This is a genomic window from uncultured Porphyromonas sp. (genome assembly GCF_938046015.1).
Classification (GTDB): Bacteria; Bacteroidota; Bacteroidia; order Bacteroidales; family Porphyromonadaceae; genus Porphyromonas.
Map to the genome: position 1 here is coordinate 105,354 of NZ_CALIXW010000035.1, position 21,231 is coordinate 126,584.

The following is a 21,231-nucleotide window of genomic DNA, read 5'->3' on the forward strand; positions in this document are numbered from 1 at the left end:
TAGGGATGCCACGCCGCCAATCACCCAAGAAGCCCAAGCCGCTGCCCCCCAAGCCGAAGACCTATCTCGGTCTGCGCCTGTGGGTGCTGGCGCTGCTGGTGCTCGGGCTGGCGCTCATCGCCTGCGGCCTCTTCTTCCTCCTGCAGGCCGATCCCGACGAGCCCAGCTACCGTAGCCCGATGCGTATCGAGCGCGTGCAGCTGCTGCCAGGTGAGGACTACGCTCAGAGCCGTGTGGTGAGCTGGCGCTGTGGGGAGGAGCTTGCAGATAGCTACCTCCTGCTGAGCTACGAGCGCCCCAAGGGACGCCGTGGTCGCCTGCAGACCGAGACGCTGCGCTATCAGGCCGAGGGGCAGCAGGTCGTCACTGCCTCGGGGCGCGGCTGCTACTATCAGGTAGCCCTCGACAGCCTCCAGCCTGGGACGCAGTACCGCTACCGTCTCGTGACGGGCGGGGTGCAGTCCGAGGTCTACAGCTTCCGTACGCCCATAGAGGCTGCGGACTCCCTACAGCTGGTTTACCTCGGGGCCCTGGACACAGCCACTCCCCAGCAGAAGCGTCAGCTGCTGGAGCGTATCGACCGCAGCTTCCCCGACCTAGATCTCTTAGCCCTCACGGGCAACTACCTCACGGGTGCCAACGATGCCGCTTGGGGGGCGTGGTACGAGCTCCTCGGCAGACGTTCCAGCCGTTTGCCCCAGCTCGTCGTGCCCGGCACCGCCTCCTATATCAAGGAGCATACGGGCTATGCCCTCGACCCGCGCTGGCGGGCGCAGTACCCTTATCCTACCAATGGTCCCGAGGGCTACCTAGGGCGTAGCTACTATGTGGACTACCCCTATGTGCGCTTCGTCGTGCTGGACGCGGCGCGCCTCCTCAGCTGGGGCGGTATCCAGGTGCAGCGCAGCTGGATACGGCAGGCCCTGCAGTGCGACGAGCGTCAGTGGCGCATCGTGCTGCTGCACCTACCCGTAGACCGCGTGCTCGAGGAGCAGCAGCACCTGGTGATGCACTACTTCCTCCGCGACGAGCTCATAGCCGCGGGAGCTGACCTCATCCTGCAGGGGCACGACGGCTGCTATGGCCGTGCCTCGCAGCGCAGTGCCGCGGGGGACACGATCCCCCCAGTCCTCGTGGTGAGCCCAGCGGTAAGCCAGGAGGCGCACAACACCTTCGACAAGGGCTATGATCGCCTCGGTACGGGCCTGGCGCTCTACCAACATATCGTCGTCAGCCGCCGTCAGCTGCACTACAGCGCCTATCGCCTCGGCACTGCTCCGCCCGATAGTTTGGCTGATCGGGATAGCCTCTATGACGAGCTCGTACTGCGTCGCACGGAGACGGGCGAACTGAAGTTCGTCGACCGTGCCCGTGCCCTTCCCGAGATCTTCAACTATAATGCCTTTGCCTCCAGCAAGCGTGGGCAGAAGAAGGCCGCCCAGTATCAGCACGAACTGGAGGCTCGTCAGCGTGCCCGCCGTGAGGCGCTCAAGAAACGACCTAAGTAGACGCTCTAAATACTTCCACAGCTATGATATACTCTATGACGGGCTTCGGTAAGGCCGCCCTGCGCTACGGTTCGCGTACCATCACCGTAGCCATCAAGTCCCTCAACAGCAAGCAGGCCGACCTCTCGGCACGTGTCCCCTCGGCCTACCGCACGGCCGAGCTCGAGCTGCGTAGCCTCATCACCAGCCAGCTACAGCGGGGCAAGATCGACCTCAGCATCAGCATCGATGACGACGCCCTCGAGGGTAACGCCAGCCTCATCAACCGCGAGGCACTCATCGGCTATGTCCATCAGCTGAGAGCGCTGAGTAGCGAGCTGGGACAGGAGCTTCCCCTCGACACGGCAGCGCTCCTTCGCCTGCCTGGCGTCCTCGATAGCGAGAGCACGCGTCAGCCCGAGCTCGGGGAAGAGGAGCTGGCGGTGCTTCGCCAGGCTACACAGCAGGCGGTGGACGAGCTTACGGAGTTTCGCCGTCAGGAGGGCGTCATGCTCTACGAGGTGCTCGCCGAGCGCATCCAGCACATCACGGCACTGCTGGCGGAGATCACCTATCCTGAGGCCGAGCGCATCCAGCAGGTGCGTCAGCGCCTCGAGGAAGGCCTGCGCAAGCTCATGCCCAGCGGGGACTACGACCGCTCGCGCCTCGAGCAGGAGCTCATCTACTACATCGAGAAGCTCGATATCAACGAGGAGAAGTCACGCCTGGCGCACCACCTCAGCTACTTCATGGAGGTACTGGACGCGCCGCAGCCCGGGCAGGGTAAGACGCTCGGCTTTATCGCTCAGGAGATCGGCCGCGAGATCAACACCATGGGCTCCAAGAGCAATCACGCTGCTATGCAGCAGCTCGTCGTGCAGATGAAGGATGAGTTGGAGCAGATCAAGGAGCAGGTGCTGAACGTCCTCTAAGGTCGCTGCCGACCCCTCGATAGCAAAGGCCGCGGGCCCAAGTCTACCTATGAGACTCGGGCCCGCGGCCTTTTATTCCTTTTCTAGGACTAAGCTCTAAGTGTGCTCAGGAGGCGAGCTGGGTACCTTTGAGCTGGGGACTGAGCCAAGGGTACAGCCCAGGGGGAGTGGCCTAGGGCTTATGGAGCAGCTCCTCCAGTGGCGTGTCGCTCTTGGCGGGGTAGAGTGCGCCGTGCTCCTGACAGAGGTAGCTCAGCAGGAGTCCCAGCGTGGACTTCTGCTCGGGCAGCAGGGGCTGGGAGAGGAGCGAGGCCGCCAGATGCAGCTGGGGGAAGACCTTCTGCAGCTCGGCTCTACCGCGTGGGGTGATGGAGACGAGCACGCTGCGGCGATCCCGCTCGTCGGGCTGCTCGGTGGCAAGCCCCTTCTGTACGAGGCGGCGGATGATCTCTGAGCCCGAGGTTTTCTCTAGGGCGTTGAGGGTGTTCAGCTCCGTCTTCGTCAGGGGCTGGCCGCTGATGAGACTCACGAGATAGGAGTATTCCTCCTCGCTCTGCAGCGTGTCGGAGGCTGCCAGAGCGCGCTTGGTGTAGCTCTTGGAGTAGCGCTGCAGCAGCGCCAGATGCCGTGCTATGTCGACCTCTAGGGGCATCGCTTGGCCGAGGCTCGGGCGCTGGGACTGCTCTGCCTTATGGTCCTCCAGCAGGCTCTGCACAAAGGTGATGAAGCTCGCCAGGTGCAGCTCCTCGGCCTCGGGGAAGGCGGCTTCGAAGAGCTCCACGTATTCGATGAGCTGGGTGAGGAGTCGCTTACTCTTCATCGGCTATGGGGCGTGGCTTGGTTCGTCGGGGGCGGGGAATGGGCTGTGGGCTAGCAGCAAGGCTATCCGCACGCCTCAGGCTATCCTGCAGGATGAGGCTGTCGATGGGGGCGGGGCCACTCCAGCGCTTACGCAGCAGGCGTAGCTCTTCGAGTGCCCCCTCTTGCTGGGCAGAGTCGAGCTTGGGGCTGTGGCGGGCCCAGAGCAGGAGCAGGGCATAGCTGTGCTCATCGTGTAGGAGTGAGGCCGAGTCTAGGAGCTGGCGGCGGTAGCTAGCCAGCGTCAGCGGGATCAGTTCGCTCGGGATGTAGTCCAGACTACTGATGAGGGGCTGGCGTACCTTGCTGGGGGCTTGGCCTGCGATCAGCCCGCTGTAGTCGGCGATCCATAGCTCCAGCTCGGCGGCGCGCTCGGGTGTCCACTGCGGGCTCTTGTCCCAGTAGTGGGCTATGGCGTAGTCGAGGCGCGCCTGCGGGCTGATGATACGCTCGGGGATGATGAGGCCAGAGCGCGTGTCGGGCTGCAGCTGGGGGCGACAGCTCACCGCACTCAGCAGAAGGCCAAGGGCTAGGGAGAGGACGAGCTGCGCGCTAGTCATAGAAGTTATCCTTGAAGGCTGTGAACTCGGGCTTGTGCTGGACGTACTTGCCCCACCAAGCGCGCAGGAAGCCCGAGCCGTAGCCCCAGAGCTGCACGAAGCAGGCGACGACCGAGAGTGCGGCGACCTCTGCTCCGCCCCGCGTACGCTGCAGGGCATCGACGAACCATAGGAGCGCCAGAGCCACCAAGCCGCAGCGTCCCCAGCCGAAGGTAATCGCGAGGAGGGAGACGACCGTGAAGGCCGCGGGTAGCAGGTGCACCAGACGGGTGCTCCCTGGGTGACGCGTCTCGAGGTGGATACGTGCGATGCCGGAGTTATGTACCTGGCGGAAGAACTTGCGGAAGTCCACGCGCCGCTTGTGATAGACCCAGGCCCCAGGGATGAGGATCGTTCGTGCCCCAGCCTCGAGGAGGCGGAGGCTGAAGTCTATATCCTCACCGAAGCGCATCCGCTCATCGAAGCCGCCCAGTGCCAGATAGCGCTCGCGGCGGCAGCCGAGGTTGAAGCTGCGGGGCTTGAACTGCTCCATCGCCCCAGCGCTTCCCCCGCGTATGCCGCCCGTTGTAAGGGGTGAAGTCATCGCGTAGTTGATGGCCTGCTGCACGGGTGTGAAGTCGGGTGAGGCAGCGTCGGGCCCGCCGAAGGCCTCCACCGTGGGATCCTGCAGCGCGGCGTCGACAGCCGCGAGGTAGCCCTCAGGCAGGACGACGTCCGAGTCGAGGATGAGGACGTACTCCCCGCTCGCCTCGGCCACGCCGAGGTTACGCGCCCGAGAGGGGCCGCCGTTGGGCACGACGAGGTAGACGAGGCTAGGCAGCTGCTGTCGGTAGCGCGCTACGACCTCCTCGCTGCTGCGTGTCGATCCGTCCTCCACGATGACGACCTCGTAGGTGTAGTCGCCTCTGAGCCGCACGATGCTCCCGAGGAGCTCCTCGAGCTCCTCAGGGCGGTTGTAGACGGGGATGACGAAGCTGTAGCGCATGGCTAGAGTGCCCACTCGGTCCCCTCCTTGGTATCCTTGATGGTGAAGCCGAGGGCCGTCAGCTCGTCGCGTATGCGGTCGGAGGTCGTCCAGTCCTTGCGGCTCTTGGCGTCCTGACGCAGGCTCAGCAGGAGGTCCACGGCGCCGCTGAAGGCTTCGTGCGCTGCCCCATCGCCCTGGCGCTCATCCACCAGCCCGAGCAGCTCGGTGAGGTAGAGGCGGTAGGTGCTGCTCAGCTCCTCAATCTCGGCTGCTGTGATGGTGGCCTGATGGTTGTGCACGGCATTGATGACACGTGCGGCGTCGAAGAGCTCGGCGATGACCATAGGCGTATTGAGGTCGTCACAGAGCGCCTCGTGGCAGCGCTGGGCAAGGCCCGTGATGTCGACCGTGCTCGTGGCGCTGGCCTTGAGTCCGTCGATGAGGGCGGCGGCATCCAGCAGGCGGCTCAGGCCCTTCTGCGCGGCCTGCAGGGCCTCATTGCTAAAGTCCACCGTCCCGCGGTAGTGCGCGCTGAGGATGAAGAAGCGTATCGTCATCGGGCTGTAGGCCTGTACCAGCTTGGGGTGCTCGCCCGTGAAGAACTGCTCTAGGGTGATGAAGTTGCCCAGGGACTTGCCCATCTTCTGCCCCTCGATGGTGATCATATTATTGTGCATCCAGTAGCGCACCAGTTCGTGCCCCCCCTGGGAGGCCTTGGCCTGAGCGATCTCGCACTCGTGGTGCGGGAAGACGAGGTCCATACCTCCGCCGTGGATGTCGAAGTGCTCCCCGAGGTACTTACGTCCCATGGCCGTGCACTCGGCATGCCAGCCTGGGAAGCCTTCGCCCCAAGGGCTGGGCCAGCGCATGATGTGCTCGGGCTGGGCCTTCTTCCACAGGGCGAAGTCCAGTGGGTTGCGCTTCTCGTCCTGCCCGTCGAGGCTACGCGTATTGGAGAGCATATCCTCGATACGTCGCCCGCTGAGCTCACCATAGCCGTAGACCTGGTCGTACTTGGTGACGTCGAAGTAGACCGAGCCCTCGCTGACGTAGGCGAAGCCCGCATCGAGGATCTGCTGCGTCAGGGCGATCTGCTCGAGGATGTGCCCCGAGGCCTGCGGCTCGATGCTGGGGGGCAAGACGCCGAGCTGGGCCATCGCCTCGTGGTAGCGCGTGAGGTAGTACTGCACGACCTCCATGGGCTCGAGCTGCTCGAGCCGTGCCTTCTTGGCGATCTTGTCCTCGCCCGAATCGGCATCATGCTCCAGATGACCCACGTCAGTGATGTTGCGCACGTAGCGCACCTTATAGCCGAGGTGGCGGAGGAAGCGGAAGAGGATGTCGAAGGTGATGGCGGGGCGGGCGTGTCCTAGGTGGGCATCGCCGTAGACCGTAGGCCCGCAGACGTACAGCCCGACGTGGGGCTCAGCCAGGGGGACGAACTGCTCCCGACGGCGCGTCAAGCTATTATATATGTGCAGTGGGTGCTCCATAATGCGAGTGGGTGATGTTCTTGATTGTTCTTCCTGCAAAGATACGACAAGTCCCCGCCTTAGCCCGCACCCCCTCCGCTAGACGTACCGCAGTGCCTTGCCTCCTATGGAATGAGCCGTGGGGCAAGTAGCCTCCTAGAGCTGTAGGGAGCATACCCTCCGCTCCGCTTAGTCTAAAGGCAGCGTGTCGTGCCTCTAATGGGGGAGGCCTCCTGAGGGATATCAGTCAAGGCGCTGAGTGCCGTCTGTCAAGCGGCTGAGGGACGCCAGTCACGGCGCTGAGGGATATCCCTCGTGGCGCTCGGGCTGGGGACTCGCCTCGCTGGGGGCTTGAGCCCCCTTCGGGAGTCCTTAGGGCGGCGGCGCTCTAGGCTGGGTAAGGCGAGGACTCTGAAGGGGCTGGAGCTAGGCTGCTGGACGGCTTGGGCTGGCGGCGCACTTGGGCGGGGAGCGAGGGGAGGAGCCGTTTGAGCAAGTGCCGCCGTTTGAGTATTTTTGCAGGATAAAGAAGCATGGGGGTTAGCCCCCAGTAGATCCACACAATGGCGAAACAACCCCAGACAAAGCAAGCACAACGATCATCGCAGGCCAAGCGTACGTCCTCGACGGGCGCTCAGGGCTCGCTGGCAGCAGGCCTCATGCAGTGGCTGCGTGGGCTCTTCTCTAAGAATAGAGATAACAACCGCATGGCGGTCGTCCTGGCGCTTAGCTTCCTCCTCCTCCTGGCCTTCTGCCTCTGCTCCGTCCTGGGCTTCCTCTTCTCGGGGGGCGCAGACCAGAGTCTGCTCGATCCGAGCCTGACGCCGCAGCAGCTGCAGGAGCTGGGGCTCGAGGTGCGCAATCCCTTTGGCCTCCTCGGGGCACGCATGGGGAACTACCTCTTCAACGAGCTCTTCGGCTTCGGCACCTTTGCCCTCTTCGCCTTTGGCTTCCAGACGGCGCTCTATGTCGTCTTTGACCGCCATTCGCGCCTGATCCGTGCGCTGGCTCGCTTCCTCTTCTGGGGCTTCCTCACCTTGTGGAGCGCGATCGCTCTGACAGGCCTGCAGCAGCTCTGGCCCTCGGATACCTTCCTTGTCTTCGGCGGAGCCTGGGGCGCACATTACTACCAGCAGCTCGCGCTGCACCTGGGGACTTCGGGGCTCCTCTTGCTGCTCCTGGGGACGGTCATCATCGTGAGTATCCTCTGCTCCGACCGTATCCTCAAGGCCGTGCAGCATCCGCCGATCAAGGCGCCCGAGCTTCGTCTCCGCCGTCCGAGCCTCTGGGAGCGCTGGACGCGTCGGCCTGGGGAAGTCGACCCCGAGGCTGATGAGACCGCCAGCCCTGCAGCCGAGGAGCGCACCGAGCTAGCCGCCGATGAGCTCTACGAGGAGGAGCTGCCCTACACGCCGATGATGGAGCAGGCACACGAGGCACCCTTGCGTGCCGAGGCCGAGCACGACAGCTATAGCTCCTACAGGACGTCTGAGCCCGTCTTCGGCGCCGAGCCTACGGCGGACCTCGATCCCAGTGGGGGGATGATCGTCGAGCAGGCGCCTGCCGATGACCTTGTGGAGGAGGAGCTGCCTGAGCGCGCTTCGCTTGCCCCCGGCATACAGCTGGCGCACTATCAGAAGCCCTCGATCGAGCTGCTGCGCGACTACGAGCAGAGTGCCACGGGCATAGACATGGACGAGATCGAGCACAACAAGCAGCGGATCATCGACACGCTGGCGAGCTTCAAGATGCCCGTCACGCCCTGCAAGGCGACCGTCGGGCCGACGGTGACGCTCTACGAGGTCATCCCCGACTCGGGGATCAAGGTCTCGCGCATCAAGGCTATGGACGACGATATCGCCATGGGACTCAAGAGCGAGGGCGTGCGTATCATCGCTCCTATGCCTGGCCAGGGGACGATCGGTATCGAGGTGCCTAACTCCAATCCGCAGACCGTCTCGATGCGTAGCATCCTCGCCTCGCGCAAGTACCGCGAGCAGCAGGAGCGCATGGAGCTCCCCGTAGGTATAGGGAAGACGATCACCAATGAGCCCTTTATCTTCGACCTAGTGAAGATGCCCCACCTGCTGATCGCGGGGGCGACGGGGCAGGGGAAGAGCGTCGGCCTGAACGCCCTGATCACCTCGCTGCTCTACAGCAAGCGCCCCGAGGAGCTCAAGTTCGTCATGGTGGACCCCAAGATGCTGGAGTTCTCCATCTACGAGGAGATCGAGCACCAGTTCCTAGCCAAGCTGCCCGACTCGGACAAGGCGATCATCACCGACATGAGTAGGGTGGTGGCTACGCTCAATTCGCTCTGCGTCGAGATGGACAACCGCTACCGCAAGCTCCAGACGGCAGGCCGCGCCGTGCGCAATATCAAGGAGTACAACGAGCAGGTACGCTCGGGCGAGCTTCGCCGCCTTGATGGGCACGAGCTGATGCCCTACATCGTGCTCATCGTGGACGAGTTCGCCGACCTGATGATGACCGTCGGCAAGGAGGTGGAGCAGCCCATCGCCCGCCTGGCACAGAAGGCGCGCGCCGCAGGCATCCACATGGTCATCGCCACGCAGCGCCCTTCGACCGATGTCATCACCGGGCTCATCAAGGCGAACTTCCCAGCGCGTATTGCCTTCAAGGTATTCTCCATGGTCGACTCCCGCACCGTGCTTGACTCGCCGGGAGCCAATCAGCTGATCGGCCGCGGGGATATGCTTTTCTATCAGGGCAAGGATATGATACGCGTGCAGTGTGCCTTCATGGACACGCCCGAGACGGAGCTCATCGTCGAGCACATCGCCTCGCAGGAAAGCCTCGGATATGCCTATGAGCTCCCCGAGTACGTTCCTGAGGGAGGGGATGGAGCTAAGGATAAGGGATTCAGTCCGCAGGAGAAGGATAGCCTCTTCGACGAGGTGGCACTCCTGGTGGTGCAGATGCAGGTAGGCTCGACCTCCTACATACAGCGTAAGTTCAACATCGGCTACAACCGCGCAGGGCGCCTGATGGACCAGCTCGAGGGAGCAGGCATCGTCGGCCCGCAGGAGGGGAGTAAGCCGCGTGAGGTATATATTAAGGATCAGGCCAGCCTACAGCAGCTACTCGACAGGATGTAGCCTAGGGCGTGCCTGCTGACTCTAGAGATCAAGATATGAAGCAAGTGATATACGGAGCACTGCTCCTCATCCTCGGGCTCCTGCCCGCCTCGGCGCAGCAGTCTCGAGAGCTGACGCAGCTGCTCGAGCGCGCCGAGACGAGCCTCTACGGCTCGGGTATGGCGCAGGTGGAGTTCGTGACACGACTCCAGGACCGTGCGGGCAAGCCGCAGGGCACTACCAAGGGGCGCATGTACCTACAGGGGGATGCCTTCCGTCTCGAGTATGGCAGCATCACTGCTGTCTACAGCTCGGGGACGCTGAGCTACTATGACAAGGCCGAGGAGACACTGACCCATTCGCGCCCCACGGAGGAGGAGCTGCTGCAGCTCAACCCGCTGCGCTTCCTCCGCTCGCGTGCTCAGGGCTTCACCAGCAGCCAGCTCCCAGCCCCCGCAGGGACGACCCTCGTGCGCTTCGTGCCCCAGGGTAAGAGTAATATACGGAGTGTGGAGGCGAGCTTCCAGACCAAGAGCGGCAGCCCTACGCGTCTCGTCTTCGTGGCGCGCGATGGGAGTCGCCTGACGGCCGAGCTCGGGGCGCCCAGCCACCGCAGTGCGGCCGCGGCCTCCTTCTATGTGCTCAGTGAGCGTAGCTATCCCGGCTGCGAGGTTATCGACCTACGCTAGCGGACCAGTCCCTTATCCTTCCCTTACAGTGCATCTATGCAATCCAAAGTCCTAGCCAACATCGGTGAGTACACGCAGCTCATGGGGCGCACCTTCGCCCTGCCGCTACGCTGGCACATGTTCCATCGCTCCGTCGTGCGGGAGATCTACAGCCTCGGAGTGGGCTCGATATGGATCGTCTTCATCATCTCCTTCTTTATAGGGGCGGTGATCACCATCCAGCTGTCGATCAATATGACCAGCCCGCTCATCCCGCGCTTCACCATAGGCTACTCGGCGCGTGAGATCATGATCCTAGAGTTCTCCTCGACGGTGATGTGCCTCATCCTCTCGGGGAAGGTGGGCTCCAGCATCGCCTCCGAGCTGGGGACGATGCGCGTCACTGAGCAGATCGACGCCATGGAGATCATGGGGGTCAACTCGGCCAATTTCCTCATCCTGCCCAAGATCGTCGGCTTCATGAGCTTCATCCCGGTGCTCTCCGTCTTCTCTATGATCACGGGCATCTATGGGGGCTACATCGCCTGCGACCTGGCCAACGGGCTGACACACCAGGACTATGTCTACGGGCTGCAGCTCTTCTTCACCCCTGCCTACGTAGGCCACTCCATCATCAAGAGCCTGGTCTACGCCTTCATCATCTCCTCGGTAGCCTCCTACTACGGCTACTGCGTCAAGGGTGGCGCCCTGCAGGTGGGCTCGTCCAGTACCCGTGCCGTCGTCAATAGCAGCGTGCTCATCCTCTTCTTCGACGTGCTGCTCACCAACCTCATGCTTACCTAGCGCTATGATCCAAGTAAAGTCTCTCTACAAGCGCTTCGGCGATAAGGAGGTGCTCAAAGGTATTGATGCCACCTTCGAGGCCGGTAAGACCAACCTCGTCATCGGGCGTAGCGGGGCGGGGAAGTCCGTCTTCGTGAAGTGCATGATCGGCCTCATCACACCCGACGTAGGGGAGGTGCTCTACGACGGCCGCGACCTGGTGGGCATGGACAAGCCTAGCCTGCTGGGGCTACGCCGCGAGATGGGGATGCTCTTCCAGGGCTCGGCACTCTTCGACAGCATGACGGTGGTGGAGAATGTGCTCTTCCCTATGGAGATGTTCTCCCGCGAGAGCTATGACCGCCGCTACCACCGAGCTATGGAGCTGCTGGAGCGCGTCGGGCTGGCAGAGGCAGCCAATAAGTACCCTGCCGAGATCAGCGGCGGGATGATGAAGCGCACGGCCATCGCCCGCGCCATCGCCCTGAATCCCCGCTACCTCTTCTGCGACGAGCCGAACTCTGGCCTTGACCCTAAGACCTCCATGGTGATCGACCAGCTCATCTACGAGATCACCCGCGAGTACGGCATCACCACCATCGTCAACACCCATGACATGAACTCGGTGCACTCCATCGGGGACAAGATCATCTACATCCATAACGGCCTCAAGGAGTGGGAGGGTAGTAGCGCCACCATCGACTCCCCCGACACGCCCGAGTCCGTCACCCTCTTCGTCAACGCGGGCCGTCTCTAGCCTGCGCTCTCCCTAGCAAATCTATGAAGAAGCTCTTCACCAAGGACTCCCTCCTCACACATCTGGCCCTTATGATAGGGCTAAGCCTGCTCTTTGTCCTCATCCTCACCTACGGGCTCGACCTCTATACCAAGCATGGCGATAGCGTCGTCATCCCCGACCTCAGGGGCAAGACGCTGGCCGAGGCCGAGCAGATCCTGAAGTCCGTCGGGCTGGAGTACGAGATCAATGACTCGACCTTCTCCAAGACCGCTCGTCCTGGGACGATCCGCGATGTCGTCCCCGCCCCAGGCAGCCGCGTCAAGGCTGGGCGTCTGCTCTTCATCGCCATCAACGGGCTGCACCCGCGCAATCAGACCATCCCTGCCTATAAGGACCAGTCGGCACGCCAGATCCTGGCGCTGCTGCGCGGGCTAGGCTTCGAGGAGGTCGAGCAGCGCACCGTCCCAGGGGGCTACGTGGGCTCGGTCGTCGACCTCAAGACGGCCGATGGCAAGAGCATCCCGCAGGGGACGCAGCTGCCCGTCAATACCAAGCTCTACCTCTATGTAGCTACGGCCGTCGTCGATACGCTCGGCCTGGATCGCCTCATCGAGGGCTGGGGACGCGATAGCCTTGCCGATAGCGTCGCCGTCACCCCCGAGCCCAAGAAGGAAAATACGACGGACTGGTGGTAGACACGCCTAAGCCTACCGCGGATGAGCTCGAGGCTGAGCTCGCCCTAGAGCTCGCCGAGGAGCTGCGTAGCCAGCGCTCTACCCTCAGCCCTGAGGGGGGCGAGGCTCGGCTGGGGGCTGCAGGGGACGAAGCGCCCCTAGCGGACGAGCTGGAGGCGGAGCTCCTCGAGGACGAGGAGGACGAGGAGCGGGATCCCGCCGCCGTCTCCTATCTGACGCACGCCGACAGCACGCCGCTCTACGAGCACTTCCGTGTCGTCGCTGACAAGGGGCAGGAGCTGCTGCGCATCGACAAGTTCCTCGCCACGCGCATGCCCCACACCTCCCGCAGCCGTATCCAGCAGGCACTGGAGGGCGGCTATGTCTTCGTCGGGGATCGACCCGTCAAGGCCAACTACCGCATCAAGCCCCTCGAGGTCGTCACGCTCCAGCTGCGCCGTCCGCGCCGCCAGCTGGAGATCATCCCCGAGGATATCCCCCTGGACATCGTCTACGAGGACGAATACCTCCTGGTGGTCAATAAGCCTGCGGGCCTCGTCGTCCATCCCGGGCATGGCAACTATACGGGGACGCTCGTCAACGCCCTGGCCTATTACCTCAAGGACGACCCGCATTACGACCCCGAGGACCCACGCCTGGGGCTCGTGCACCGCATCGATAAGGACACGAGCGGCCTGCTCGTCGTGGCCAAGCGCCCCGAGACGAAGGCGCATCTGTCGCGTCAGTTCTTCGAGAAGACCACCAAGCGTACCTACCGCGCCCTCGTCTGGGGACGCTTCGACAGTCCCGAGGGCACCATCGTCGGCAATATAGGCCGCGACGAGCGCGATCGCCTCCAGATGACCGTCTACCCCGAGGGCAGCGACAAGGGCAAGCACGCCGTTACCCACTACACTGTCCTCGAGGAGCTGGCCTATGTCTCCTGGGTAGAGTGTCGCCTCGAGACGGGGCGCACGCATCAGATACGTGCCCACATGCGGCACCTTGGGCACCCGCTCTTCGCCGACGAGCGCTACGGCGGTGACCGCATCCTATGGGGCAATCAGTTCGCCCGCTACCGACAGTTCGTCCAGAACTGCCTCACCCTCTGCCCGCGGCAGGCCCTGCATGCCAAGACCCTTGGCTTCGTCCATCCGCACACGGGGCAGGAGCTGACCTTCGACAGTGACTTGCCGTCCGATCTGGCGCTCCTCTTGGAGCGCTGGCGCGGCTACGCAGCACAGGTGGACAAGGACTAGGCCGCTCGCGGCCCTGCCTCGTCCACCTGTCTGGCTTTACTATCTATCACCTTACTCCTTATCACGTATGACTCTTCGCACGGTACTATGTACGCTGCTCCTGGCCTCAGGGGCGACGCTGGCAGCTCAGGAGCGTCCGCTGTGGCTGCGCTACCCGAGCATCTCGCCCGATGGTCGGCAGATCGCCTTTGCCTATCAGGGGGATATCTATACGGTCCCGACGACGGGGGGCGAAGCGCGCCGCCTGACCACCGCCGCCAGCCATGAGAGCCAGCCCGTATGGTCGCCCGATGGCCGCTATATCGCCTTCACCAGCGACCGCAATGCTGAGGGGACGAATATCTACCTGATCCCTGCGACGGGGGGCGAGCTGCGCCAGCTGACCACCCACTCGGGGACAGAGACGCCCCAGTGCTTCACGCCCGACGGGCGCTACCTCGTCTTCAAGGCGCACCTACAGGATCCTGCGGCCTCGGCGCTCTACCCTGCGAGCTTCCTCACCGAGCTCTACCGCGTGCCCATCACGGGCGGCCGTCCCGAGCTCGTCACCGCTACGCCCGTCGAGGCGATCAACTTCAGCGCCGACGGCAAGCGCTTCCTCTACCAGGACATCAAGAGCTACGAGGACCCCTGGCGCAAGCATCATACCTCCTCCGCCAGTCGTGACCTCTGGGAGTACGACCTCATCCGAGGCAGCTACCGCCCGATCGTGCAGCACGACGGCGAGGACCGCGATCCCATCTATAGCCCCGACGGCAAGAGCCTCTACTTCCTCAGTGAGCGCGCTGGGGGCTCGATGAACGTCTACAGCCGCCCGCTCTACGACACGGCTGCGACGCCCCGCGCCCTCACACAGCTCAAGGGCGACCCTGTGCGCTTCCTCTCCAGCTCGCAGGCGGGGCTCCTCTGCTTCGGCTACGCGGGCGAGATCTATACGCTGGCCCCTGGCGGCCGCGAGCAGCGCGTACCCATTAGCATCGTGCGCGACTCCAGCGAGGGCGAGCAGCTGACGCTCTCGATGAGCCGCAGCCTAGGCTCCTCCTCCGTCTCGCCCGACGGCAAGCAGATCGCCTTCATCTCCCGAGGGGATGTCTTCGTCACCAGCGCCGACTACGCCACGACCAAGCAGGTGACCTTCGGATCGCAGGTAGACCGTGGGGTGACCTTCGGCCGCGACAGCCGTAGCCTCATCTATGCCAGCTGCAAGGACGGTAGCTGGGCGCTCTACGAGGCGCGCATCGCCCGCAGCGAGGACCCGAACTTCCCCAACGCCACCCAGATCACCGAGCGGCGTCTCGAGCTCGGCGTCTCGGGCGAGCAGATGTACCCGCAGATCTCGCCCGACGGTACGGAGCTGGCCTTCGTCCTCGACCGCGAGCGCATCATGATCCACAACCTCCGTACGGGTAAGACGCGTCAGATCACCGACGGGCGCTATGCCCACGAGCGCTCGGGCGCCATTGACTTCAACTGGTCGCCCGACGGCAAGTGGCTGGCGCTCACCTACGTGGCGCGCGACCACGCCCCCTATAGCGATATCGGCCTGGTGAGTACCTCGGGAGACGGCAAGGTCTACAACCTCACCAACAGCGGCTACCGCTGCTGGGCGCCTCGCTGGAGCCGCGACGGGCAGTCGCTGGTCTACCTGACCGAGCGCTACGGCATGCGCAACCACGCCTCCTGGGGCTCGCAGACCGACGTGATGATGATCTTCCTCAACCGCGCTGCCCACGAGCAGTACCTCCGCAGCGAGGAGGAGCAGGAGCTCTACAAGGAGCAGGAGAAGCAGCGTGCCAAGGCTAAGAGCGACAGCACGAGCACGAAGGCCGAGCCCAAGACCAGTGCCACGGCCAAGAAGGAGACCCTTCTGGAGTGGGACGACCTCGACCTGCGTACCGTGCGCCTCACCCCACGCTCGGGCACGCTCGGCGACCTCATCATGAGCCCCGACGGCCAGAAGCTCTACTACCTCTCCTCCACGGAGGGCAGCTACGACCTCTGGGTGCACGACCTCCGCAAGCATACGACGGGGCTGCTGCGCAAGCTGGGGCTGAGCTCCGCCTTCTTCGACAGCGACCGCGAGGGCAAGACCTACTTCATCCTCGGCGCCTCCCCGCAGAAATTTGATCCCCGCAGCGAGACGCTCAAGCCCATCAGCCTCTCGGGACGCCGCTCCATCGACCGCGCTACCGAGCGCCGCGCCATGTACGAGGAGGTGGTGCGTGAGGAGGCAGCACGCTTCTACCGCAAGGATATGCACGGCGTGAACTGGCCCAAGCTTACCGACCACTACCGCCGCTACCTGCCCTACATCAGCTACTCACAGGACTTCGCTGAGCTACTGGCCGAGCTGCTGGGCGAACTCAACGTCTCCCACACGGGCGGGCGCTACCGCACGCCGCCCTCGTCCTTCCCCACCGCCGAGCTGGGCCTTTTCGTCTCCTCGCCTCGCGTGGGGGATGGGCTCGTGGTGGATGAGGTGGTCGCAGGGGGGCCCTTCGACCGCTCCGACTCGCGTCTGCGTCAGGGCGCGCTGATCCTCGCCCTCGACGGGCAGCAGATCAAGGCGGGGATGGACTACTACCCGCTGCTGAGCGACAAGGCGGGTAAGCGCCTCCTCGTACGCTTCCGCAGCACCGACGGCAGCGAGCATGAGGAGGTCATCCGCCCCATCACGGCAGGGCAGCTCTCGGCGCTGCTGTATCGCCGCTGGGTCAAGCAGCGTGCCGCCGAGGTAGATAAGGCCTCGGGCGGCAAGTACGGCTACGTGCATATCCCCTCGATGGGGGACGAGCACTTCCGCACCGTTTACTCCGAGGCCCTCGGCCGCTACTACGACCGCAAGGGCATCGTCATCGACATCCGCTACAACGGCGGTGGGCGTCTGCATGAGGATATCGAGGTCTTTTTCTCGGGCAAGCAGTACCTGATGCAGGAGGTGCGTGGCAAGGACTACTGCGAGATGCCCAGCCGCCGCTGGAATAAGCCCAGCGTCATGCTCACCTGCGAGGCCGACTACAGCAATGCCCACGGCACGCCCTGGGTCTATCAGCACCAGCGTATCGGCAAGGTCGTCGGGATGCCCGTAGCAGGTACGATGACCAGCGTGAACTGGGATACGCTCCTCGACCCCAGCCTCTACTACGGCATCCCTGCCGTAGGCTACCGCACGGCTGAGGGGACCTATCTGGAGAATACTCAGATGATACCCGACGTCATCATTCCACTCGATCCTGAGAAGGTGCTCAAGGGCGTTGACACGCAGCTACTGAAGGCCGTCGAGGTGCTGGGCAAGTAGCCCCGCAGCCTCCGATAGATACTATAGGAAGACTCCGCCCCCGCTGTGCTCCATACGAGCATAGCGGGGGCGGAGTCGCTTCGTACTAGGGGGAGGGGCGCTGAGGGATATCAGTCAGCGCGCTGAGGGACGTCGGTGGCGGTCGTGAGGGATAGCAGTCAGCGCCCGTGAGGGATATCCCTCACGGGCGCTGACTGTAGGCACTGCTCGCGCTCCGCCTTGGTTCGTCGGCTCGTGGAAGGCCTTAGGTAGGCGGGCGAAGGTTTGCCCTTAGCTTGTCCTTGTGAGCGGTTGAGGACTGCCCTTGCCTACCCCTCAGCTAGGGGAGACTTTGCCTGTCGCAACCTAGGAGGCCTCCTGGGAGTTACTAGAGTGCATAGATTATTAAGTTTCATCCCATCACCAAGCATCATGATCAAGATATATGGTATGCCCAGCTGCCCCGACTGCGCAGCTGTCGAGGAGCAGGTCAAGGGCGACGCCCGCTACGAAGTAATAGATATCGGGGCGCACATCAGCCACCTCAAGGCCTTCCTTCGTCTCCGTGACAGCGAGCCTGCCTTTGAGGCCGCCAAGCGTAAGGGCTGGGCAGGTGTCCCCTGCTTCGTCCTCGAGGACGGTACGGTGACGCTCCGCCCCGAGGAGGCTGGGCTGTCGCGCCGCTCGGCGGGTGTCGCCGCAGGTACTGCCTGCAGCATCGACGGCTCGGGCTGCTAGGCTGCCCGCTAGCGGCTTCTGGACAAGGCTCCACCCTTGTCTAGGCCGCTCCTAGAGGCTCCCTCATGCCCGTCCTTAGTCTCAGGAGGCTGGGGGCTCAGCCTGCTCTGACCTTCGTCCCTAGCACCTAGGCATACGGCTCTAATAGCGAAGCCCCCGAGGCTGCTCACATCGGTGAGCGCCTCGGGGGCTTCCTTGTCTATGCGGCACGCCTTATATGGAGCGTGCTCGTGGGGAGTGGCTTTACTTCTTCAGCTCGATATCTACGCGACGTGCGACGCCGTAGAGATCGGTGTTGCGGTCTACACCTCCAGCGACAGCCACGAGGCGGTCACGGGAGACGCCGCAGCTGACGAGGTAGTCGAAGACGGCGCGGCTGCGCTGCTCGGCTAGGCTCGCATTGCGCTTAGCGTTTCCCTCAGGGGAAGCAAAGCCCGTGAGGAAGAGGCGCAGCTGGCTGTCCTGGCTGAGGAAGCGGTAGACCTCGTTGAGCGTCAGGCGTGCCTCGGGCAGCAGTTCGCTGCGGCCTACGGCGAAGAAGACCTGGCGCTTGAAGTAGGTCACCAGCAGCGCATCCGATAGTTCGCTCGTAGGCTGAGCGGGCTGCAGCGGCTGCAGGGGCATCACGGGCTGCTGGACAGGCTGTGCTGGCTGCAGGGGCACGGCAGGCATCACGATCTGCGTCGTGGTGGGCTGCTGCTGAGGCTGCTGCTGCACCTGGCTGGGCTGCTGACGCAGCGCCTCACGCTCCTGGCGTAGAGCTCCGAGCTCCTGGTGTAGGAGGTAGAGCAGCGAGTCATTGGTCTGACGTGCTGCACGAGCCTGCGCTGCGGGCAGCGTCGTGACCTTCTGCTCCGCCTGGCGCTGCAGGAGGCTCAGCTCCAGGAGACGCTCCAGACGCTCCAGGCGAGCGCCACTAGCGAGGTCCTGGTACTGCTGCTGGGGCTGCTGGTAGCTACGCGCATAGCCATAGCGATCGGGGTAGTACACGCGCTGCGCGGGAGCCGTCCCAGCCACGATGGGCTGCACGGGGCGCTGGGCAGCACTTAGCCCGAGGCTATTGAGCAGCAGCTGGAGCTTCAGCACACGAGCGAGCTCTGTCTGCTGGGGGACTACCTGCTGCTGACGAGCCTGCCAGGCCTCAGCGATGGCGCGTAGGCCAGCCACCAGCTCATCCTCGGTCAGCGTGATCACGCTGTCCACGCGGCTCACCTGGAGCTGGGCGACCGAGTCCGTGCTCTGGGCACGGAGCTCGGTGCCCGCTGCTCCGAGGAGCGTAAGGGCTAGTAGCAGGCTCTTGGTCTTAAGCGACTTCATAGCGCACTAGAGGTTGAAGCTGTAGCCGACAGCGATCTGATTGTTGCGCAGGGCACCACGTACCGTGTAGTCGAGCGAGAGCGCGCCACCCAGCACCTTATCCAGACGAGCGCCGAGGATATAGTTGGGGAGGAAGCGCTTGGTAGCACCGACCTTGTTGTAGCCAAGACCTACGCCGAGGTAGGGCGAGAAGTTAGCGCCCAGGAACTTAGGCAGGTTGTAGTGCAGATTGGCATTGAGCCCGACGCCGTTCGTGCTGCCGAAGCCGTAGTAGAAGTCGGGTACGAGGTCGAACTTCGACTGTCCGATCTGGGCATAGGCACGTACACCAGCGTTCAGCTGGAACTGATCACCGAAGTTAGGGGCTACGAAGAAGCCTGCACGGGTCAGCGTGAAGGCGGGCTCGCTAGCCTCCTTGACACGGATCTCCTGTGCCTGGATCTTGCCCTCATCGTCGCGATCAGCTACGATGATGTGCTGCTTGGTCTGCTGTGCCATAGGAGCTACGAGCGTCGTCGTCTCACTGGCCTTGCGCGCTACGGTCGTAGTGGCCTTGGCGGTAGCCTCCTGGTTGCTGTTGATGGCGTCCAGGCGGTCGATGACCTGATCGAGGCGCTTGACCAGCGCGATATTGGCATCTACCTGCTGTGCGTCGGGCTGAGCTGTACCCTGCTGTACGGGCTGAGCGGGAGCTACAGCGGGCAGAGCGAGCTGCGTAGCCTGGGGGTTGTGGTAGAGCGCATTCAGCAGGAGGATCTTGTCGAGGTCGGAGAGCTGGCTCGAGGTGATGGCGGAGAGCGAGTTGGTAGCGGGCGTCTTGCTCTTCTCCAGGTCGCTGATGACGCGGCGTACGAGCTGCTCGAACTGCGTCGTGGTCAGCGTCACCGTGCGGGGTGCATTCTGTGTCTGCTGCACCTTCTTCTCGGTGGTGCTGGCGCTGGCTGTCACGCGCTGCTTCTCCTCGAGGATACGTACAGCGGAGGCCGTGTCCTGACGGGCTACAGCTTCCTCCAGCTGCTTGTTGAGCTTCTGGATGCGTGCGTCGTACTTGGCGCGCAGCTTGTTCAGCTCCTGTAGGTTGGCTTCGTTGGCCTCAGCAAGGGCGCTGTTGACGTTCTCCTGGCTGTAGTTCTCGTAGAGAGCGCGGCCATCGCGCGCAGAGCGACCGAGGTTGAAGCGTAGGCCAGCCTGGTAGAAGGTAGCGACCTTGACCTGCTCGGGGTTGGTCACCTCCGTGATGTCGGGATTGCCGCGCTGCGTCAGCATGGCGTTGACATTCCCGTAGAGGGCGACGTAGCGGTGCAGGGGGATCTCGAGCCCAGCACCTCCGAAGAGGAAGAGACCGCTCTCGGGCTTGACCCCGCTGCCGTCACCGACGTACTTCTTACCTGCATCGAGGTAACCTGCACCGATATTGAGGCTAGGCGTCAGACCTAGGGGCATGTTGAGGCGAGCGATAAAGTTCCCCCCGTACATAGCTAGCTGATCGTTGAAGTTCAGCTTGAGCGTCTGGGGCTTCTCGGTAGCCTGGTAGTAGAAGCCACGCAGGCCGAAGATGCTGCTGAAGTCTACCCCTGCAGATCCCCCGACGAACCACTGGTCAGCATAGCCCGTGTTGTTGGCGAAGTCTACATAGGCTACGCCGGGCTCGAGGACGAACTTGAGGCCGCGGAAGCCATCGGTGTAGAGGTTCTTGTAGGCGCGAGATACGGCGTCGCTAGGCTGCGAGGTGCTACCGCCGAAGTAGATGTCCAGCGAGGCCTGCCCCGTCCAGTTGTGCAGCAGCTTGCTGCCGTTGGTCGCGTCGGTGAGGAAGCGGTTGTTGCCGTTGACGTTGAACATGAGGTCCTTCCCCTCCAGCGAGAGGGCGACGCGCTGACCCATGTTGAACTTCAGACCGAGGCCACCTGCGCCGTAGATCTGCTCTTCCTTGTAGTCCTGCGTCAGGCCACCGACGGGCTTGCCCGTGTAGGTGAACTTCATCACACCACCGCCTGCGGTGAGGTAGGGGGTAACGACGGCATTGGACCAGAGGTTAAGCTTGAGTTCACCGCCGAGGCGCTCGATGTCGGCGTTGGAGTCGTCGAGCTTGTCGAGCCACTTAGCTGCCCAGTCGGGACGCGTGTCCTTGGTCTTGCCCTTAAGGTCATAGCTGCGCTCATAGAGCCCACGGATCTCGAAGAGGGGACCGAAGCCGAAGCCAGCACGGATCCCCCAGTAGGGAGCATCGCCAAGGTTAAGCTTCTTGCTCCACTGGGTATAGCCGACGACGGGGGCCACGGTGAAGCTGACATCCTGTACCTGTGCTAGAGCTTGGCTGCTGATACCTGCGAGCAGCGAAGCGCACAATACGATAGAGAGTTTTTTCATATGCATACGTGTATGGTGTTACACAATCAAAT

The 21,231-nt window shown here is 63.4% G+C and carries 16 protein-coding genes; 10 read left to right on the forward strand and 6 right to left on the reverse strand.

Annotated elements, in window-relative coordinates; all coding sequences use genetic code 11:
• The first annotated feature begins 5 nt into the window (after window positions 1-5).
• The gene (locus Q0248_RS03830; RefSeq protein WP_299319908.1) at window positions 6-1,508 is read left to right on the forward strand and encodes a fibronectin type III domain-containing protein; all 1,503 of its coding nucleotides are present in this window, start codon (window positions 6-8) and stop codon (window positions 1,506-1,508) included.
• Window positions 1,509-1,531: 23 nt separating this feature from the next.
• The gene (locus Q0248_RS03835) at window positions 1,532-2,419 is read left to right on the forward strand and encodes a YicC/YloC family endoribonuclease (RefSeq protein ID WP_299319911.1); all 888 of its coding nucleotides are present in this window, start codon (window positions 1,532-1,534) and stop codon (window positions 2,417-2,419) included.
• A 172-nt stretch (window positions 2,420-2,591) separates the two neighbouring features.
• Here Q0248_RS03835 and Q0248_RS03840 read toward each other — a convergent pair whose 3' ends face one another.
• Genes Q0248_RS03840 through cysS form a run of 4 tightly spaced genes read right to left on the reverse strand, consistent with a single transcriptional unit; the run spans window position 2,592 to window position 6,297 of the window.
• Window positions 2,592-3,239 carry a winged helix DNA-binding protein gene (locus Q0248_RS03840; RefSeq protein WP_299319914.1) on the reverse strand — a complete coding sequence of 216 codons (648 nt, stop codon included), beginning with the start codon at window positions 3,237-3,239 and terminating at the stop codon, window positions 2,592-2,594.
• Entirely contained in the window at window positions 3,229-3,837 is a 609-nt protein-coding gene (locus tag Q0248_RS03845) for a DUF5106 domain-containing protein (protein ID WP_299319916.1), read from the reverse strand. The genes Q0248_RS03840 and Q0248_RS03845 overlap by 11 nt, the downstream gene beginning before the upstream one ends.
• The gene (locus Q0248_RS03850; protein WP_299319919.1) at window positions 3,830-4,822 is read right to left on the reverse strand and encodes a glycosyltransferase; all 993 of its coding nucleotides are present in this window, start codon (window positions 4,820-4,822) and stop codon (window positions 3,830-3,832) included. Before Q0248_RS03850 ends, Q0248_RS03845 begins: the two co-directional genes overlap by 8 nt.
• Before the next feature lie 2 nt (window positions 4,823-4,824).
• Entirely contained in the window at window positions 4,825-6,297 is a 1,473-nt protein-coding gene (gene cysS / locus Q0248_RS03855; protein WP_299319921.1) for a cysteine--tRNA ligase, read from the reverse strand.
• Window positions 6,298-6,839: 542 nt separating this feature from the next.
• On the opposite strand from cysS, the gene Q0248_RS03860 reads away from it, so the two are divergent.
• From Q0248_RS03860 to Q0248_RS03895, 8 genes are all read left to right on the forward strand, one after another.
• A complete protein-coding gene (locus Q0248_RS03860; protein WP_299319922.1) occupies window positions 6,840-9,395 on the forward strand; it encodes a DNA translocase FtsK in 2,556 nt (851 codons plus the stop codon).
• Between the two features lie 35 nt (window positions 9,396-9,430).
• The gene (locus Q0248_RS03865; RefSeq protein WP_299319925.1) at window positions 9,431-10,063 is read left to right on the forward strand and encodes an outer membrane lipoprotein carrier protein LolA; all 633 of its coding nucleotides are present in this window, start codon (window positions 9,431-9,433) and stop codon (window positions 10,061-10,063) included.
• Window positions 10,064-10,099: 36 nt separating this feature from the next.
• Entirely contained in the window at window positions 10,100-10,846 is a 747-nt protein-coding gene (locus Q0248_RS03870) for an ABC transporter permease (protein WP_299319928.1), read from the forward strand.
• A 4-nt stretch (window positions 10,847-10,850) separates the two neighbouring features.
• Window positions 10,851-11,582 (forward strand): ATP-binding cassette domain-containing protein, encoded by a 732-nt coding sequence (locus Q0248_RS03875; RefSeq protein ID WP_299319931.1) that lies wholly within the window; start codon window positions 10,851-10,853, stop codon window positions 11,580-11,582.
• Window positions 11,583-11,605: 23 nt separating this feature from the next.
• Entirely contained in the window at window positions 11,606-12,259 is a 654-nt protein-coding gene (locus tag Q0248_RS03880; RefSeq protein WP_299319934.1) for a PASTA domain-containing protein, read from the forward strand.
• A gap of 212 nt (window positions 12,260-12,471) precedes the next feature.
• Window positions 12,472-13,497: an RluA family pseudouridine synthase gene (locus tag Q0248_RS03885; protein ID WP_299319997.1), complete on the forward strand. Its 1,026-nt coding sequence runs from the start codon at window positions 12,472-12,474 to the stop codon at window positions 13,495-13,497.
• A 67-nt stretch (window positions 13,498-13,564) separates the two neighbouring features.
• The gene (locus Q0248_RS03890) at window positions 13,565-16,795 is read left to right on the forward strand and encodes a S41 family peptidase (protein WP_299319936.1); all 3,231 of its coding nucleotides are present in this window, start codon (window positions 13,565-13,567) and stop codon (window positions 16,793-16,795) included.
• 411 nt (window positions 16,796-17,206) lie between these two features.
• Window positions 17,207-17,512, forward strand: a complete 306-nt coding sequence (locus tag Q0248_RS03895) for a glutaredoxin-related protein (RefSeq protein WP_299319939.1) — start codon at window positions 17,207-17,209, stop codon at window positions 17,510-17,512.
• 243 nt (window positions 17,513-17,755) lie between these two features.
• Here the strand turns inward: Q0248_RS03895 and Q0248_RS03900 are convergent, their stop codons facing one another.
• Both Q0248_RS03900 and Q0248_RS03905 read right to left on the reverse strand, forming a co-directional pair.
• A complete protein-coding gene (locus Q0248_RS03900; protein WP_299319941.1) occupies window positions 17,756-18,829 on the reverse strand; it encodes an OmpA family protein in 1,074 nt (357 codons plus the stop codon).
• Between the two features lie 6 nt (window positions 18,830-18,835).
• Window positions 18,836-21,199, reverse strand: a complete 2,364-nt coding sequence (locus Q0248_RS03905; RefSeq protein WP_299319942.1) for an outer membrane beta-barrel protein — start codon at window positions 21,197-21,199, stop codon at window positions 18,836-18,838.
• Between the last annotated feature and the right edge of the window lie 32 nt (window positions 21,200-21,231).